This window comes from Streptomyces sp. NPDC093149, assembly GCF_044754145.1.
Lineage (GTDB): Bacteria > Actinomycetota > Actinomycetes > Streptomycetales > Streptomycetaceae > Streptomyces.
Genome location: NZ_JBIVON010000001.1, coordinates 22,136 through 39,238 on the forward strand (window position 1 = coordinate 22,136; position 17,103 = coordinate 39,238).

The 17,103-nt window shown below is 68.1% G+C and carries 17 protein-coding genes; 11 read left to right on the forward strand and 6 right to left on the reverse strand.

Annotation, left to right across the window (positions count from 1 at the left end):
* The first annotated feature begins 6 nt into the window (after window positions 1-6).
* From ACIQCZ_RS00110 to ACIQCZ_RS00140, 7 genes are all read left to right on the forward strand, one after another.
* Window positions 7-399, forward strand: coding sequence for a hypothetical protein (locus ACIQCZ_RS00110; RefSeq protein WP_402278230.1), 393 nt, complete (start codon window positions 7-9; stop codon window positions 397-399).
* Window positions 396-2,186, forward strand: a complete 1,791-nt coding sequence (locus ACIQCZ_RS00115) for an alpha/beta hydrolase (protein WP_402278232.1) — start codon at window positions 396-398, stop codon at window positions 2,184-2,186. The genes ACIQCZ_RS00110 and ACIQCZ_RS00115 overlap by 4 nt, the downstream gene beginning before the upstream one ends.
* Window positions 2,183-2,725 carry a hypothetical protein gene (locus ACIQCZ_RS00120; RefSeq protein ID WP_402278234.1) on the forward strand — a complete coding sequence of 181 codons (543 nt, stop codon included), beginning with the start codon at window positions 2,183-2,185 and terminating at the stop codon, window positions 2,723-2,725. Before ACIQCZ_RS00115 ends, ACIQCZ_RS00120 begins: the two co-directional genes overlap by 4 nt.
* A 229-nt stretch (window positions 2,726-2,954) precedes the next feature.
* Window positions 2,955-5,396, forward strand: coding sequence for an alpha/beta hydrolase (locus ACIQCZ_RS00125; protein ID WP_402278236.1), 2,442 nt, complete (start codon window positions 2,955-2,957; stop codon window positions 5,394-5,396).
* The gene (locus tag ACIQCZ_RS00130; protein WP_402278238.1) at window positions 5,393-5,989 is read left to right on the forward strand and encodes a hypothetical protein; all 597 of its coding nucleotides are present in this window, start codon (window positions 5,393-5,395) and stop codon (window positions 5,987-5,989) included. The genes ACIQCZ_RS00125 and ACIQCZ_RS00130 overlap by 4 nt, the downstream gene beginning before the upstream one ends.
* Window positions 5,990-6,100: 111 nt before the next feature.
* Window positions 6,101-7,123 (forward strand): NlpC/P60 family protein, encoded by a 1,023-nt coding sequence (locus tag ACIQCZ_RS00135; RefSeq protein WP_376283078.1) that lies wholly within the window; start codon window positions 6,101-6,103, stop codon window positions 7,121-7,123.
* Between the two features lie 330 nt (window positions 7,124-7,453).
* The gene (locus tag ACIQCZ_RS00140; protein WP_402278240.1) at window positions 7,454-8,185 is read left to right on the forward strand and encodes a phosphatase PAP2 family protein; all 732 of its coding nucleotides are present in this window, start codon (window positions 7,454-7,456) and stop codon (window positions 8,183-8,185) included.
* A 54-nt stretch (window positions 8,186-8,239) separates the two neighbouring features.
* Here the strand turns inward: ACIQCZ_RS00140 and ACIQCZ_RS00145 are convergent, their stop codons facing one another.
* Window positions 8,240-9,856: an FAD-binding oxidoreductase gene (locus ACIQCZ_RS00145; protein WP_402278242.1), complete on the reverse strand. Its 1,617-nt coding sequence runs from the start codon at window positions 9,854-9,856 to the stop codon at window positions 8,240-8,242.
* Between the two features lie 204 nt (window positions 9,857-10,060).
* Window positions 10,061-10,249 carry a hypothetical protein gene (locus tag ACIQCZ_RS00150; protein ID WP_351081956.1) on the reverse strand — a complete coding sequence of 63 codons (189 nt, stop codon included), beginning with the start codon at window positions 10,247-10,249 and terminating at the stop codon, window positions 10,061-10,063.
* 133 nt (window positions 10,250-10,382) lie between these two features.
* Here ACIQCZ_RS00150 and ACIQCZ_RS00155 point away from each other — a divergent pair, with 133 nt between their 5' ends.
* Entirely contained in the window at window positions 10,383-11,360 is a 978-nt protein-coding gene (locus ACIQCZ_RS00155; RefSeq protein WP_402278244.1) for a hypothetical protein, read from the forward strand.
* A 262-nt stretch (window positions 11,361-11,622) separates the two neighbouring features.
* On the forward strand, window positions 11,623-11,817 hold the full coding sequence (locus ACIQCZ_RS00160) for a hypothetical protein (protein WP_376283086.1): 195 nt from the start codon (window positions 11,623-11,625) through the stop codon (window positions 11,815-11,817).
* Window positions 11,818-11,832: 15 nt separating this feature from the next.
* Here the strand turns inward: ACIQCZ_RS00160 and ACIQCZ_RS00165 are convergent, their stop codons facing one another.
* Window positions 11,833-12,201 carry a metal-sensitive transcriptional regulator gene (locus ACIQCZ_RS00165; protein ID WP_402278246.1) on the reverse strand — a complete coding sequence of 123 codons (369 nt, stop codon included), beginning with the start codon at window positions 12,199-12,201 and terminating at the stop codon, window positions 11,833-11,835.
* A gap of 200 nt (window positions 12,202-12,401) precedes the next feature.
* Between ACIQCZ_RS00165 and ACIQCZ_RS00170 the strand changes: the two genes are divergently transcribed.
* Entirely contained in the window at window positions 12,402-13,022 is a 621-nt protein-coding gene (locus tag ACIQCZ_RS00170; RefSeq protein WP_093899728.1) for a DUF47 domain-containing protein, read from the forward strand.
* A 5-nt stretch (window positions 13,023-13,027) separates the two neighbouring features.
* The gene (locus ACIQCZ_RS00175) at window positions 13,028-14,026 is read left to right on the forward strand and encodes an anion permease (protein WP_376217165.1); all 999 of its coding nucleotides are present in this window, start codon (window positions 13,028-13,030) and stop codon (window positions 14,024-14,026) included.
* Window positions 14,027-14,208: 182 nt separating this feature from the next.
* Here the strand turns inward: ACIQCZ_RS00175 and pstB are convergent, their stop codons facing one another.
* Genes pstB through pstC form a run of 3 tightly spaced genes read right to left on the reverse strand, consistent with a single transcriptional unit; the run spans window position 14,209 to window position 17,091 of the window.
* Window positions 14,209-14,985 (reverse strand): phosphate ABC transporter ATP-binding protein PstB, encoded by a 777-nt coding sequence (gene pstB / locus ACIQCZ_RS00180; RefSeq protein WP_351081949.1) that lies wholly within the window; start codon window positions 14,983-14,985, stop codon window positions 14,209-14,211.
* Window positions 14,986-15,013: 28 nt separating this feature from the next.
* Window positions 15,014-16,099 carry a phosphate ABC transporter permease PstA gene (gene pstA, locus ACIQCZ_RS00185; RefSeq protein ID WP_402278249.1) on the reverse strand — a complete coding sequence of 362 codons (1,086 nt, stop codon included), beginning with the start codon at window positions 16,097-16,099 and terminating at the stop codon, window positions 15,014-15,016.
* A complete protein-coding gene (gene pstC, locus ACIQCZ_RS00190; protein WP_402278251.1) occupies window positions 16,096-17,091 on the reverse strand; it encodes a phosphate ABC transporter permease subunit PstC in 996 nt (331 codons plus the stop codon). The genes pstA and pstC overlap by 4 nt, the downstream gene beginning before the upstream one ends.
* Between the last annotated feature and the right edge of the window lie 12 nt (window positions 17,092-17,103).

Consider the following 17,103-nt stretch of genomic DNA (forward strand, 5'->3'; position numbering starts at 1 on the left):
AGCGGGGTGACCGGAGTGACAGTGGTGGGACAGCGGAGGGGTCGTCAGCGGTTGAGTGATCTGGCGGGGCCGAAGAGCGGCGGCGACGGGGACGTACTGAAGCACAGCGACGGGCCCTGGCTCCGAGCGGCCGGTGGTGCGGAAGTGATGTGCACGCACCTCGGCCCGGTGAAGGCGGAACTGGAGACCGCCCACGAGGGACTGCTCGCGGGGACCGCCGGGCTGACCGCGCTGGCGGAACTGGGTGCCGTGCGGGAGTCGTGGGAGCGACGGTTCGAGGCCGCGCGAGGTGAATGCGGGGCCCTGGCCGAGAAGCTGCGGGCTGTCGCCAGGGCCCAGGGGGAGACGAACGAAACCGTGAAGGCGTCGTTCGCGCCGGTGGCGGGCGGACCGCGATGACTCTCACCTGGACACAGTTACGCGACCTGAGGTGTGGCGAACTGGAGGGCGCGGCCGACGGGTGGGGCAGAGCGAGCAACCGTGCAGACGCGGGCCGGGACCGGATCGAGACGCAGATGCTGAACGGGTTGCGTAGTTCGCAGCACGGCCAGGCGGCGAGCGCGGCGGTCGGCCGGCTACGGCAGTTGAGCAGCAACCTGCAGTACGTCTACACGGAGTGCGGACTGCTCCGTACGACGCTGAACAGCATGGCCCACGAACTTCGCGCCCAGCAAAGGGCGTTGCGCGACGCCCTGGACGACGCCGAGTCCCTGAAGCTCACCGTCCACGCGGACGGTTCGGTGACGTACCCGGCGGCGGGCGAGGCCCTGATCGACGGCAGGCCGTTGCCGGGCGGCACGGCGTCGGCGGACGCGGCGCCGGGCCTCCTGCCGCCCTCGGGCCTGGTGGCGCCCAACCCGAACGCGGCAAAGGCGCAGGACATCGCGGACCGGGTGGCGAAGGCCGTGCGGACGGCGGCCGAGATCGACTGGCGGTACGCCCCCATTCTGCGTCGACTGAAGGCCGAGGAGGGCCTGAAGGTCCCCGATGCCACGTGGACCGACGCGGCGGGCGACGCGGCCGCGGTGCGGGGCGCGGCACGCGGCTACCTGAAGGAAGGCATCCCCCTCGACGCGTCACCGGCCGAGCGGAAGGCATGGTGGGCCGCCCTGACGGACGAACAGCGCGAGGAATACCTGGCGGTGTACCCGGACCAGATCGGCAACTTGGACGGCATTCCGGCTCTGGTGCGGGACGCGGCGAACCGGGACAACCTGCAGCTGCTGATGGGAAAGCTGGAGGGGCGGGACGACACGAAATCGGAGACGCAGCTTGCGGGACTGCGTGAGATCGACCGGCAGTTGCGGGAGGGGCGGCAGCCGCCGATGTTTCTGCTCGGCATCGGGGATGAGGGGAACGGACGGGCGATCGTGTCGTTCGGGAATCCGGATACGTCCCGGAATGTATCGGCGTATGTGCCGGGGCTGAGTACCGCGTTGGACGAAGACTTCGCGAAGAACGATCTGAAACGGGCCCGGGACACGGCTATTGGTACTCAAATTCACGATCCTTCCAGTGCGGCGATTGTCTGGCTTGGCTATGACGCTCCGCAAACGCCCATCACTGATCCTCTGGGAGCCTTTGCTGTAATGGGCGACGAGAGAGCCGAGAAGGGCGGGTTGGCATACAACAGTTTCATGCGAGGCCTTGAAGCGGCGAATGAGAACGAGAACCCGCACCTGACTGCTATCGGTCACTCTTATGGTTCGCGCACTGTGGGCGCTGCTGCACAACAAGGGGGTGGGATCCCAGGGGTTGACGACATCATCCTGGTTGGCAGTCCAGGGGTGGGCGTTGACCACGCCGAGGAGCTGGGGGTAGGGAAGGAGCATGTATTTGTCGGGGCTGCCGAAAACGACATGGTGACCAAGCTTCCGTCCAAGCAACAGAGTGCAGTCGGCGCGGTGGGGCTGATTGCCGCTGGGCCAGTGGTGTCCTACATCGCAGGAGATATCGCTGACCAGGGGGACGACGATCTCTGGTTCGGTAAGGATCCGGCGAGTGAGGCGTTCGGGGCGAGGCGTTTTCCCGTGGATGACGGACAGAGGCTGCTCAGCAGCAGGGGAATTTCCTTCGATGCGCATAGTCAATATTTCGATCCAGATCGGGACTCTTCGTCGGCTAACAGCATCGCTCTGATTGCGGCGGGGAAGCCTGAGAGAGTCAAGGCGGAGGAGTATCGATGAGGATCCGATTTCAAACGATCGCTGCGACGCTGCTGCTATGTATGCCGCTTGCTGGATGTGTGAGCAATGAAATGAGGACTGACGTGGATATGCAGGAAGCGGCGGATCACGCAGACGGCATCATGGATGCGACGCTGCGAGGTATTGAACCGACGGTGCAATGGGCCCACGGTCCCACAACGACGGGTAGTTGTGGTGTAACTCGCAGGCGTGCGGTAATGACCGTTGTGTCCGAGAAACGGCGGGGGAATTTTTTGGGATTGGTGGAGCGCATCTGGCGGCATCGTGAGTACAGGATCAAGGGTGTCAATAACGACGCAGACTCCCCGGCCATCTATGCCCAGACAAAAGATGGGTTCGGTGTCACTCTGATTATCGGTGGTGCAGGCCAAGCCTTCTTCGAGGTGGACAGCCCCTGCGTGAATGAGTCCGAGGTGAAAGATCCAACCACCCCACCCAACGGCCCCGCATACGAAGGCGTCTACCCCCTTCCCCGCCCCAACGTCCGCTCGGACTTCTGGTCGGCCGGGGCGCCTTGATGTCACGTCTCCGCCACCAATGACCCATATCAAGCCGGTCGGTGACGGAAAGGGATAGGCCGATCACCTGGGACTTTGAGTCCTGCATTGGGCCCTGGGGCCCATGCCGCGCCCAGTGTTGGTGTGGTCGCATACAGAGACCGGGGGAACTGTCGCTGCGCCCACTCACAAAGCTGGGAGATTCGCCGTGTCTGGCATACGAGAATTAGCGGTTCCAGGTGGTGCCGACATGAGCGCCGCCGAGGTCCGCCCAGGCAGGCAGTCGTTGTCGCGCCCTCTGCAGGCGGTGCTGATTCTCGTCCGACTGCTCTTCGTCGTCACCGTTGTTGGTGTGATCGACGCGTTGGTCGTGGCATCGTCTGTCGACGCTGTGGACGGACGGCTGTTGGGCATGTTGCTGTACGCGGCGCTGCCCGGGGTCACCGGGTTCGTGCTGTCGCTGTACATGCGTACCGGTGGCGTCTGGATATGGCGTGGGCTCCTCGCCGTACATGCCTGGCTCATCCTCGGCGCCCTGGCGACGCTGGGCGGGGGCACCGGCGGGCAGGGCGTGGCGCAACTGGTGATGCCGGTTGTCGTCGTCGTTCTGCTGCTGCGGCCCGGCTCTCGTGAATGGTTCGGGCTCAGCCCCGAACAGCGGGCCGAGCACCGCTCGTTCAGCGTCGCGCGGATGATCAAGTGGCGTCGGGACGCCGGTCAGACCGCGATGGAGTACCTGGGCATGATCCTCGTGGTCGTGGCCCTCATCGGCGGGCTGGTGGCGACCGGGATCGGTGGCCAGCTGACCGGCGAACTCCGGAATGCCATCTGCCAACTGACCGGGAGCGCCTGCCCGGCACCCCAGGTCGAGGTGGCGGCCGGCGAGGGCAAGGGCGGCGACGGCTCGACCGGCGGCGGATCCGATGCCGCCGGTGGTGCGGGCTCCGAAGGCTCGACCGTGACCGGGGGCACGGGGTCCGGCGGGTCGACGACGACGGGAGGGAACTCCGCGTCGGGTGGTAACTCCGCGTCAGGAGGGAACTCCGGGTCGGGTGGTAACGCCGCTTCGGGTGGGAACTCCGCGTCGGGCGGCAACGCCGCGTCCGGTGGGTCCTCCGCGTCCGGTGGGTCCGGATCGGGTGCCGGTGGCACGGAGGGCTCGGGCGGTGCAGGCGGCTCGGCAGGCTCCGCAGGCTCGACCGGCTCGGCCAACGGCGATTCTTCTTCGCAGGTCGACGCGGGTAGACAAAGCCCGAAGCCGAACACGTCCCGCCCCTCCGACGGCAACTTCGTCACCGGTGTCATCGGCAAGGACGGCCTGTGGGGCGACGTCAGCGGCGCCGTCGACACGGTCATTCACCCCGGCGACACCATCAAGGGCATCGTCGACCAGTACGCCCAGTCCGCCCGGGGCGCGAGCGACAAGTGGGACAAGGGCCAGTACATCCCCGCCGCCTGGGACATGACCAAGGCATCCGGTGGGGGCGGCGGCGCGGTCGCCGGGCTGCCCGGCTCCGGGGGGCGCGTCGAGGCGGCGGTGCGGGACGCCGAGCGCGACTACCTCAACGCCCGTATCCCGACCGACGCCACCGCGGCCCAGCGCAAGTCGTGGTGGGACGGGCTGACGCAGCAACAGCGCGACCAGTACCTCGAACTCTCACCGGACAAGATCGGCTATCTGGACGGCATCCCGGTGGCGGACAGGGACGCGGCCAACCGGAAGAACCTTCCGGACCTGATCTCGAAACTGGAGGGGAAGACCGACTCCAAGTCGAAGAAGCAGCTGGCGGGGGTGCTGGAGATCGACCGGCAGCTTCAGGAGGGGAGCAAGCCGCCGATGTACCTCATCGGCATCAGTGACGAGGGCAACGGGAGGGCCATCGTCTCCTACGGCAACCCCGATACCTCGAAGAACGTGTCGGCCTACGTGCCGGGGCTGAACACCGCCCTCGACGAGGAGTTCGCGAAGGGCGGTCTCAAGCGGGCCCGTGACACGGCGATCGGTGCCCAGGGGTACGACCCGTCCACCGCGGCGATCGTCTGGCTCGGGTACGACGCCCCGCAGACGCCGGACGGGCTGCACAGCCTGGCGGTCGCGGGCACCGGACGGGCGGAGAAGGGCGGTGCGGCCTACAACGACTTCATGGGCGGCATCGTGGCCACCAACCAGAACAAGGACCCGCACATCACGGCCATCGGGCACTCCTACGGTTCCCGGACCGTGGGCGCCGCGACGCAGCGCGAAGGCGGCATACCGGGGGTCGACGACATCATCCTCGTCGGTAGTCCGGGGGTGGGCGTGGACCGCGCCGTGGACCTCGGCGTCGGCAGCGGGCACGTCTTCGTCGGAGCCGCGGCCAACGACCCGGTGACCAAGCTCCCGTCCAAGACACAGGTCGTCGTGGGTGCGGTGGGGATGATCCTGGGCGGCCCGGCCGGCGCGTACATCGCCGGAGACCTGGCCGATCCGGGCGACGACGACCTCTGGTTCGGCAAGGACCCGGCGAGCAAGGCCTTCGGTGCCCAGCGATTCCCGGTGGCCCCCGGCCAGCCCTTCATCAGCAGCAGCGGGGTGAGTTTCGACGCGCACTCCAACTACTTCGATCCGGTACGAGACGCTATGTCGGCGGACAGCATCGCTCTGATCGTGTCGGGACACTCCGACAGGCTCAAGATGGAGGAACAGCGATGAAGCGAAGGTTCCAGACCGTCGCGGTGGCCCTGGCTTTCGGCTTCGCACTGTCAGGCTGCGGCAACGACAGCGGGCAATCGAGCGGCAGCGCGAGCGCCGGGACCACGAAGAGCACCGAGAGCACCAAGGGGAGCAACATGAACATGCAGGAGGCCGCCGAACGGTCCGACGGCATGCTCGACGACGTACTGAAGGCGATCGACCCCGAGGTGCAGTGGGCGCACGGACCGACGACGACCGGCAGTTGCGATGTGACGCGCAGGCGCACCGTGATGACGATCGTGTCGGCCGAGCGCCGGCAGAGCTTCCTGGACCAGGTCGAGAAGTTCTGGCGCGAGAGCGACTACCGGATCAAGGCCAAGAACAAGGACGAGGAGTTCCCGGCGATCTATGCGCAGACGAAGGCCGGTTTCGGTATCAGCGTGAGCTTCCGCGGCAGGGGACAGGTGTTCTTCGAGGCCGACAGCCCCTGTGTGAAGGAGTCGAAGGTCGCCGACTCCGCCTCCAAGCCCAACGGACCGGCGTACGAAGGGGTCTATCCCCTCCCTGGCCCCAACGTGCGCTCCGACTACTGGTCGGCCGGAGCCGCTTGATGGCCGCTCAGTGCGCCGGAGCGGCCTGTCGGTGACCCCGATGACCCGGTTGATTCGTACACACCCGCGAAAACGCCCATGAACCCCGCCTCGATGGGGGATGGTTGAGGGGTGCGGAAATTCTGGGTGGTCGGTGGCATCGGTGTCGGCATGGCCATGTGCTTCGTGGCGCTGCTCGTTGTCGGTACGTACTCCGCTGCAGCCGGACTGGTCAGCTCCGGCAGCAGCGGAGCCGTCGGGCTGGCGAAGGGGGCCGTACCGGCGAAGTACCAGCCACTGGTTCAGAAGTGGGGCAACCTCTGCCCCGCCATCAACCCGGCTCTCCTGGCGGCCCAGTTGTACCAGGAGAGCGGGTGGAACCCCCGGGCCGAGAGTCCCGCCGCCGCTCAGGGCATGGCCCAGTTCATCCCGAGCACCTGGGCCACTCACGGGATCGACGGCAACGGGGACGGGAAGCGGGACGTCTGGGATCCGGCCGACGCGATTCCGTCCGCCGCCTCGTACGACTGCGAACTGGCCGGGTACGTGAAGAAGGTGCCGGGCGATCAGACGGACAACATGCTGGCCGCGTACAACGCCGGCGCGTACCGGGTGATCCGCTCGGGCGGTGTCCCGAACATCTCCGAGACGCAGAACTACGTCACCATCATCCGGTCCCTGGAGAAGAGTTTCGCCCGGCCCGTGGGACGGGTGCAGCCTTCACAGCAGGCGGCCGGGGCCATCTACTTCGCGCAGAAGAAGCTCGGTACGAAGTACCTGTGGGGCGGCAACGGCACGCCGGAGCAGGGCGGGCGGTTCGACTGTTCGGGGCTGACCCAGGCCGCCTACCGCACCGTGGACATCGAGCTGCCCCGGGTGGCGAACGACCAGTACAACGCCGGTCCGCATCCTTCGCGTGACGAGCTGCTCCCCGGCGACCTGGTGTTCTTCTCGGACGATCTGACCAACTCGCGGGCCATTCATCACGTGGGGCTGTACGTCGGCGGCGGATACATGATCAACGCGCCGTACACCGGGGCCGTGATCCGGTTCGACAAGATCGACACGCCCGACTACTTCGGCGCGACGCGCGTGACCAAGGACGGGGCCGCGGCGCTTCCGACCGACCTCCCGGCCGACCGTCCGGGGGCATGACGCGAGGACGGCGGTGGCCGGAACTCTCCGTGAAGCCTGGGCCCTGAGCTGCGACGATGAGTCACTCTTCGATAACGTCATGGTGATCATTCGGTGGAGAGTGGAACGCACGCGCGGGGCACGTCGTTCCTTGGGGGGACCGGACGGACCGGGACGGCGGTGCACTGACCATGCGGCGCCGACCGGGGAGGCGCTCACGAGCGGAGCGGCCACGCCGTGCCGATCCACAGGCAGTGATCCACGCAGTGATCGAACCGACACGGGGGTTCGTCAAAGCGGTGCACAGGAGTGTGCCCCGCGGCAGCAGACAAGGGCAAGGGGCCGCAGCAGATGGCTGGACTCGCAGTGGATGGGTCGAACCCCGACGTCAGCCTGCTCTACGACATCAACGGGCTCGCGAAGTCCGCTCCCGCCTGGTTCGACCGGGTCATGGAGTTCGTCGGCGAGTACGGGATCATGCTCGGCATGGTCCTGGTGGTCCTGTGGTGCTGGTGGAGTGTGCGCCGGCGCGGCACGGCCGATGATTCGGTGACGGCGGTCGCCGGGATCGTCTGGGCGCCGCTCGCCGCCGGGATCGCGCTGCTCATCAACATTCCGATCCGTGGCTTCGTGGGGCGGCAGCGCCCGTTCCGGGACCACCAGGGACTGGATGTGCTGGTGGACGGGAAGAACGACTTCTCCTTCGTGAGCGACCACGCCACAATGGCGATGGCTCTGGCCGTCGGGCTCTTCGTGGTCAACCGGAAGTTCGGCATCGCCGCGATCGGTCTCGCCCTGCTCGAAGGCTTCTGCCGGGTCTACATGGGCGTCCACTACCCGACCGACGTCATCGGCGGCTTCGCACTCGGTACGGCGGTCGCCCTGCTGCTCGCCCCGCTGGCGATGATGCTGCTGACCCCGTTGGCGGCGGCGGTCTCCCGTTCGGAGCGGCTCGGACGACTCGTCAGGTCGCGGCGTTCGCAGGTGTCGGCCGCGGCCGACGGGCGGGCCGGGGCGTTCGGGATCCCCGAGCCGCGGCCGGGTTCGGGCGGCGGCGACGGCGAGAAGGACCTGGCCGCGTAGCGTTCCGGCGGGGCGACAGATCCGTCGGCGGGGCGCGCCATCCGTGACAGCAGGTCAGAGAGCTTGCGGGAAGGCGAAGAGGCGCTCGGGGTCGTACTGCTTCTTCAGCTCGGTGAGCCGGTCGGCCGCCGAACCGTAGTAGGCCCGGCGCCAGTCGGTCAGCGTCGGGTCGCTGTAGTTCTGGTACGCCGCTCCGGACGCGTACCGGCGCATGGCCGCGTGGGTGTTTTTCAGCCAGTCCCGCTGGGCGCCGCCCGCGGTGCCGGGGCGCCAGGCACCGATGTACTGGGTGAGTACGCGGGAGCCGCGGTGGACGAAGGCCGTCGCCTGCGGGGAGACTCGGTTGATCGCCCCGCCGAGCGCGGTGAGCGCGATGGAGCCGTTGCCCCCGCCCTGGGTCACGGGAATCCGGGTGAACGCCTCGGCCCGGTCGAGCAGGGCGCTCACGCCCGCCGCGGAGAGGGGGCGGTCGTAGAAGTCGGACGCGGCGGCGTACGTCTCGCGCTGGAGCGTGCCCTGCGTGGTGCGGCCGGGCGTCGTGCCGGGCAGATGGCACTGGGCGTCGGTGATGCCCGAGCACCCCGCGTACACCAGCATGGCCTCCTGGTAACTGCGGCGGCGCAGCGAGACGGACGAGGCCGGGGCGCCGATCCGGTCGGCGAGGCGGTCGACGGCGTTCTGCAGGTCGCCGTACGTACCGAGGCTGAACGCGGCCACCGAGACGTTCGGATTGCCGCCGCCCGGCCCCGCGGCGAGATGGGCGGAGGACCAGATCTCGTCGGGCTGGGACGGTCCCCACTCCTGCCAGGCGGTGATGACGGAGCGGGCGCGCGACCAGGGCCAGGACATGTACGCGGTGACGGTCTGCGGGACCGGGCGGGTACGGAACCTCAGCTCGGTGACCACACCGAAGTTGCCGTTGCCCGCGCCGCGCAGCGCCCAGAAGAGGTCCGGGTGGTGCTCGGCGTCCACGGTGAGGGTTCTGCCGTCGGCCGTGACGACGGTCGCCGAGGTGAGGCTGTCGCAGGTCAGGCCGTACGCACGGGATGCCACGCCGTGGCCGCCGCCGAGGGTGAGGCCGGAGATGCCGACGGTGGGGCAGGAGCCGCCGGGGATCGTCAGGCCGTGCCGGGCGAGGCCCTGGTAGACGTCGACGAGTTTGGCGCCCGCGCCGATCGTGCCGTTCCGCTCGACGCGGGACAGTGACGAGACGTCAAGGACGAGGCGGCCGTTTCCGCTCGACCAGCCGGCGTAGGAATGGCCGCCGCTGCGGATGGACACGGGGGTGGCGGTGCGGCGGGCGAAGGCCAGGCACTCGCGGATGTCCGCGTCGTGCCTGACATAGGCGACGGCGGCCGGCTTCAGGCCGTCGAAGCGGGTGTTGTAGAGCTGACGCGCCGTCGGGTAGGCACCGTCCTGGGGGCGTATGAGAGCGCCGTCGAGGCTTTTGGCCAGGGCGGTCCAGTTCGCCGGGCCGGAGGGGGACGGCTTCGACGGGACCGATGAGGCCGGTGAGCCGGGTGTGGTGCCGCCCGTGGTGCGTGGACCGCCTGTGGGGTCGCCGCCGGTGCCGGACGGGTTGTCACACGCGGTGGCGGTGAAGCCGGTGAGTACTGCGGCGGCGCCCGCGGCGAGCAGGGTGCGGCGTCCGGTCGAGGACGGCAGGTTCATCGGACCTCCGGGTCATGGCGCTCACGGCCGGTCGGTGGGGGGAGAGGCCGGGGAAGAAGGGCGAGGGGCCAAGGAGAGGAACAAGGAGAGGACAGAGAGAGGACAGAGAGAGGACAGAGAGAGGGCAGGGAGAGAGGACGGGGGAGGGCGGAACGAAAAGAGAGGAGAAGGAAAGAGGGCAGGGAGAGGGAGTCGGGGAGGGGGTCAGGGTGCCGCTCGGTGTTCCGCGGCGTCCGTGCGGGCCCGGTCCCGGGAGCGGCGGGCCGGCCCGGACCAGCCGCAGCTGCAGCGGGCGGTGCAGAACGAGCCGCGTTCCACGGTCATGGGCTCGTGCCCGTCGGACGCGGGGGTGGGGGGAGCCTTCGGGACCTCGTCGGTGCGTTGGTCATACACCCGTCCACGGTACTGGGCACGGCCACCCGGCGGTGTGTCGTCGGCGAGCGGCGTGACGGTGGACACGGGTCGTCGTTATGGGGAACGGATGGGGGGCTCGGGCAAGCGGTACGTCGTTGGGGGTTGGCAGGCGATGGTGGTGCAGCAGCACAGGTCCGGAGGCGGGGCGCGCGCTGTCTGCGCCCTTGCCTTGATGGGCGTGATGGCGGCGACCGCCGGATGCGGTGGCGGCGGTGGCGGCGGTGACCGTGCCATGGCCGACGAACGGGGCGGTGCCGACTCCCTCGACGTGGTTCGCGGTGCGGCCGCGGTGCTCGCGGGAACGTCGGCCGGGACGGGAACGGGGGCGGTGACCGGGACGGGAGCGGGGGCGATGACCGGACGGGCCGCTCCCCGGGCCGGGGCCCCGTCCGCCGCGGGAAGCGCCGAGGTGCGTACGTCCATGGAGACCGCGGCGGGCGGGACACGGGTGACGATCAGGGGCCGGGGAACGTACGACTTCCGCAACCGGACGGGCCGGCTCACGGTTGTGCTGCCCAAGGACGCGGCCGGTGAGGACGAGCACCGTCCCATTGTCGAACTGCTGGCCCCCGGCGCGCTCTACATGATGAACCGCGGCGCCGGAGTGCCCGCCGACAAGTGGGTCAGGGTCGACACGACGACTCTGGCGGACGGCAATCTCGTCACCGGCGGCGTGACCGATCCGATGGCCGCCGCCGAACTGCTGCGTGGGGCGCGGGAGGTGGAGTACGTGGGGAGGACCGTGATCGCCGGGGTGCCCGTGCGGCACTACCGGGGGACCTCGGACATCGGCCGGGCGGCGCGTGAGGCCTCGCCCCGATCGCGCGGGACACTGACCGCGGCGGCGAGGGGGTTCCGCACGCACACGGTGCCGTTCGATGCGTATCTGGACGAACAGGGACGGCTGCGCAAGGTGCGCCACCGGTTCAGTTTCGCCAACGAGGGACCGGCGGTGGAGGTGGTGTCGACGACGCTGCTGTCCGGATTCGGGGTGCCGGTCTCCGTACGGCTGCCGGACGATCGCGACATCTACACCGGGAAGATCGAACAGCGACAGTCGGGCGACGGACGGTCGGGGTCGGGGGCGTAGGCATGCCGACGGGCGCGAAATGGTCCGTCCGTGCCATGCGCGGTGTGTGGTCCGCTCCCTACGCTAGTGCTGCGACCGGAAAGGTTCACCGGCTCGCGACGCCCGGCACGGCACCTCGCCGCGTTGTCGCATCACCGGAGTACGTCCCGTACGAGGGCGATCCTCCGCCTTGCGATGCACCGCACCGGACGCCGCGAGCTTCCCGGCAAACCTTTCCGGCCACAGCACTGGGAAGTCGGCGAGGCAGTGAGAGGTGAGTGACGTGGTGACGCTCGGCACGCGGACCGTATCCGACCATGTGGCCCTCGCCGAGATCGATCTCTGCGGGGAACTGATGATCGCCGCGTCGGCCGCGATCGGGGAACGGCTCAGCGCGGACCGTATCGACGAGGTGCTGAACGTCCGGGTGATCAACGAGCGGAACACCGTCCCCCGGCAGGCCGACCACCGGGGGTGAGCGCGGGGCTCCGCATCAGGTGCGGAGCAGGCGTGCGATGGCCTTCGTGGCCTCCTCGACCTTGGCGTCGATCTCCTCGCCTCCCTTGACCGCCGCGTCGGCGACGCAGTGCCGAAGATGCTCCTCCAGCAGCTGGAGCGCGAAGGACTGGAGCGCCTTCGTGGACGCCGAGACCTGGGTGAGTATGTCGATGCAGTAGACGTCCTCGTCGACCATGCGCTGCAGGCCGCGGATCTGGCCCTCGATCCGGCGCAGCCGCTTGAGGTGCTCGGCCTTCTGGTGGTGATAGCCGTGTATACCCCGGTCGTGGTCGGTGACGACCGGATCGGCGATCGGTTCCGTCGCCGCGGCGTCGGTGGTCCCGGCGGCCTCGGTGGTGGTCATTGCTGCCTCCCGTTTTCCCTCTACTCTGCCGTTCATATACCCCTGGTGGGTATATTCTAACGAATTCTGCCGAACCGTGACCGGGGGCCCGTGCTGATCACCGGGCCCGATGCGCGACACTGAAGAATGCCGGTTAGCCGTGGCCGGATGATGCGCCTAGCATCAGCCTGACCGAATCCAAAGCACCCCGAGGACCCCACGTGCGCTTTCGTCTGACCCCCAGGGAGACGAGCTTCTATGACATGTTCTCCGCATCCGCGGACAACATCGTCACGGGCTCGAAACTCCTGATGGAACTGCTCGGGGCGGACTCTGCCTCCCGAGTCGAGATCGCGGAGCGCATGCGGGCAGCGGAGCACGCGGGGGACGATGCCACCCACGCGATCTTCCACCAGCTGAACTCCTCTTTCATTACGCCGTTCGACCGTGAGGACATTTACAACCTCGCTTCGTCGCTCGACGACATCATGGACTTCATGGAAGAGGCCGTCGACCTGGTCGTGCTGTACCAGGTCGAGGAACTCCCCAAGGGTGTCGCTCAGCAGATCGAGGTGCTGGCACGGGCGGCCGAGCTGACCGCCGAGGCGATGCCGGGTCTGCGCACCATGGACAATCTCACCGAGTACTGGATCGAGGTCAACCGTCTGGAGAACCAGGCCGACCAGATCCACCGCAAACTGCTCGCCCATCTCTTCAATGGCAAGTACGACGCCATAGAGGTGCTGAAGCTGAAGCAGATCGTGGACGTACTGGAAGAGGCGGCCGACGCGTTCGAGCACGTCGCCAACACGGTGGAGACCATCGCGGTCAAGGAGTCCTGAACCACGTGGACACCTTTGCGCTGATCGTGACCATCGGTGTCGCGCTCGGCTTCACGTATACGAACGGCTTCCACGACTCGGCGAATGCCATCGCCACCTCCGTCTCCACCCGCGCGCTCACACCACGCGCGGCGCTCGCGATGGCCGCGGTGATGAATCTCGCCGGCGCATTCCTCGGCAGCGGTGTCGCCAAGACCGTCAGTGAGGGGCTGATCGCGACCCCCGAGGGCGACAAGGGGATGGGTATCCTCTTCGCCGCGCTCGTCGGCGCGATCATCTGGAACCTCATCACCTGGTATTTCGGGCTGCCCTCCTCGTCCTCGCACGCGTTGTTCGGCGGCATGGTCGGTGCGGCGCTCGCCGGCGGGACGATGGTGCACTGGGACGGGGTGCTCGACAAGGTCATCATCCCGATGTTCGTCTCGCCGGTCATCGGCCTGATCGTCGGCTATCTGGTGATGGTCGCGATCATGTGGATGTTCCGGAAGACCAACCCGCACAAGGCCAAGCGCGGCTTCCGGATCGCACAGACGGTCTCGGCCGCGGGCATGGCGCTCGGCCATGGTCTGCAGGACGCGCAGAAGACGATGGGCATCGTCGTGATGGCCCTGGTCATCGCCGATGTCGAGAGCCCGAGCGACCCGATTCCGGTCTGGGTGAAGCTCGTCTGCGCGCTGATGCTCTCGCTGGGCACCTACGCGGGTGGCTGGCGCATCATGCGGACACTCGGCCGGAAGATCATCGAGCTGGACCCGCCGCAGGGGTTCGCCGCGGAGACGACGGGCGCGTCGATCATGTTCGGCTCGGCGTTCCTGTTCCACGCGCCGATCTCCACGACGCATGTGATCACCTCGGCGATCATGGGTGTGGGCGCCACGAAGCGGGTGAACGCGGTGCGCTGGGGGGTTGCCAAGAACATCATCCTGGGGTGGTTCATCACGATGCCGGCCGCCGCGCTGGTCGCCGCCGCCAGTTACGGCGTCGTGCTGCTGCTCTTCGGCTGACGGGGCCGCGGGGCGACCGGGGCATCCGGTGGCCGCGCTGCCCGGCGGTTTTGGACGGGCCTGGTCCGGTGATACGGAAAGGGGGCCGCCCCCGCTCCCTGCACAGGGAGCGGGGGCGGCCCCTTCGCCTTGCGGTGGCACCGCCATGCAGCACCTCAAGGCAGTTCTGGGGACGAGGCCGGTTATCCGAATCGGCCCGAGATGTAGTCCTCGGTCGCCTGGACGGAGGGGTTGGAGAAGATGCGTTCCGTCTCGTCGATCTCGATGAGCTTGCCAGGCTTGCCGACCGCCGCGAGGTTGAAGAACGCCGTGCGGTCCGAGACACGGGCCGCCTGCTGCATGTTGTGCGTCACGATGACGATCGTGAAGCGCTCCTTCAGCTCGCCGATCAGGTCCTCGATGGCGAGGGTGGAGATCGGGTCCAGGGCGGAGCACGGCTCGTCCATCAGCAGCACGTCCGGCTCGACCGCGATCGCGCGGGCGATGCACAGACGCTGCTGCTGACCGCCGGAGAGACCGGAGCCGGGCTTGTTCAGCCGGTCCTTGACCTCGTTCCAGAGGTTGGCGCCGCGCAGGGACTTCTCGACGATGTCCGACAGCTGGTTCTTCTTGTACGAGCCGTTCAGCTTGAGGCCCGCGGCGACGTTGTCGAAGATCGACATGGTCGGGAACGGGTTCGGACGCTGGAAGACCATGCCGACCGTGCGGCGCACGGTGACCGGGTCGACGTTCGCCCCGTACAGGTTCTCGTCGTCCAGCAGCACCTTGCCCTCGACGCGGCCACCGGGGGTGACCTCGTGCATGCGGTTCAGGGTGCGCAGGAAGGTGGACTTGCCGCAGCCGGACGGGCCGATGAAGGCGGTCACGGAGCGGGGCTCCACGGTCATCGAGATGTCCTCGATGGCGAGATGGGAGCCGTAGTAGGCGGACAGACCGCTGACGTCGATGCGCTTGGCCATCTGAATCACTGCTTCTTTCGTGCCGCGGTCAGCGGCCGGTCTTCGGGGCCTTCCAGCGGGCGATGCCGCGGGCCACCAGATTGAGGATCATGACGAAGGCGATCAGGACCAGAGCGGCGGCCCAGGCACGGTCGTACGACTGGTCGGTGCCGACCTTGTACTGCTCCCAGATGTAGAAGGGGAGCGAGGACTGTGCGCCTTGGAAAGGATTGGCATTGATCATCTGGCTGCCGAAGACCAGCAGCATGATCGGTGCGGTCTCACCGGCGATCCGGGCGATCGCGAGCATCACACCGGTGGTGATGCCGCCGATCGCGGTCGGTATGACCACCTTCAGGATGGTGCGCCACTTCGGGACGCCGAGGGCGAGCGATGCCTCACGGAGCTCGTTCGGGACGAGCTTGAGCATCTCCTCGGTGGAGCGGACCACGACCGGGATCATCAGGATCGTGAGTGCCAGCGCACCCATCAGACCGGACGGGTCGGTCTTCGTCATCAGCATGATCGAGAGGATGAAGAGACCGGCGACGATGGAGGGGATGCCCGTCATGACGTCGACGAAGAACGTCACGGACTTCGCCAGCGCGCCCTTGCCGTACTCCACCAGGTAGACGGCGGTCAGCATGCCGATGGGGGCGGCGATCAGGGTGGCGATGCCGACCTGCTCCAGTGTTCCGATCAGTGCGTGGTAGACACCGCCGGTCGGCTCGGAGCCGAGCACGCCGGCCATCGAGTGGGTCAGGAAGTACCCGTCCAGGCGCTCCGCGCCGCGGCTGACCGTCGTCCACAGGAGCGAGGCGAGCGGCACGACGGCCAGCAGGAAGCACACCCAGACGATGCTGGTGGCCAGCCGGTCCTTGGCCTGGCGCTGGTTCTCGACGACCGTCGTCGTGACGTACGAGATGACGACGAAGAGCAGGGCGGAGAACAGTCCCCACTGGGTGTGGCTGCGCCAGCCCGCCGCCGCGCCGATGCCCACGCCGAGCGCGAGCGCGACGGCCGCGAAGGCGAGCGGGGCCCAGCGGGGGAGAGCACGGCTGCTGAGGCTGGTCCTGGGGGTGGGCGCCATCGGGGTGGGGCGTTCCTGTATGCCGGTGTTGGCTGCCTGGCTCATGCGTTGGCCCCCGAGTATTCCTTGCGGCGGGCGATGATCAGCCGGGCCGCGCCGTTGACCAGCAGAGTGAGGACGAAGAGGACGAGGCCGGAGGCGATCAGGGCGTCCCGCCCGAACTGGTCGGCCTCGTCGAACTTCGCGGCGATGTTCTGGGCGAACGTTCCGCCACCCGGATTGAGCAGATGCCCGGAGATGATGAAGCTCGGCGACAGGACCGTGGCGACGGCCATCGTCTCGCCGAGCGCGCGGCCCAGACCCAGCATCGAGGCGGAGATCACGCCGGAGCGGCCGAAGGGCAGCACCGAGAGGCGGATGACCTCCCAGCGGGTGGCGCCGAGGGCGAGGGCGGCTTCCTCGTTCATCTTCGGGACCTGGAGGAAGACTTCGCGGCTGACGCTGGTCACGATCGGCAGGATCATGATCGCGAGCAGGATGCCGACGGTGAAGAGCGAGCGGGCGACGCCGACCTCGGTCTTCTCGAAGAGGTACGTCCAGCCGAAGAACTGGTCGAGCCAGAGGTTCAGGCCCTCCAGGTACGGGACCAGGAAGAGGGCGCCCCAGATGCCGTACACGATGCTCGGCACTGCGGCGAGCAGATCGACGACGTACGCGAGGGGCGCGGCCAGCTTGCGCGGCGCGTAGTGCGAGATGAACAGGGCGATGCCGACAGCGACCGGGACGGCGATGGCCATCGCGACGATCGAGCTGACGATCGTGCCGAAGAGGAGGACCGCGATGCCGAAGACCGGCGGGTCGCCGGCCGGGTTCCAGTCCAGGGTGGTGAAGAAGTTGCCCTCGTCCTTGGAGATGGCGAGCGCGGCGCGATAGGTGAGGAACACGGCGATCGACGCCATGATCACGAGCAGCAGGATGCCCGAGCCCCTGGAGAGGCCCAGGAAGACCTTGTCGCCCGCGCGCCCGGTATTCGGCCTGACGCGCTTGCGCGCCGCGGGCGGCGCCGGCGGCGTGTCTATCGGTGTGGTGGAAGCCATGGTCTTTCCGGT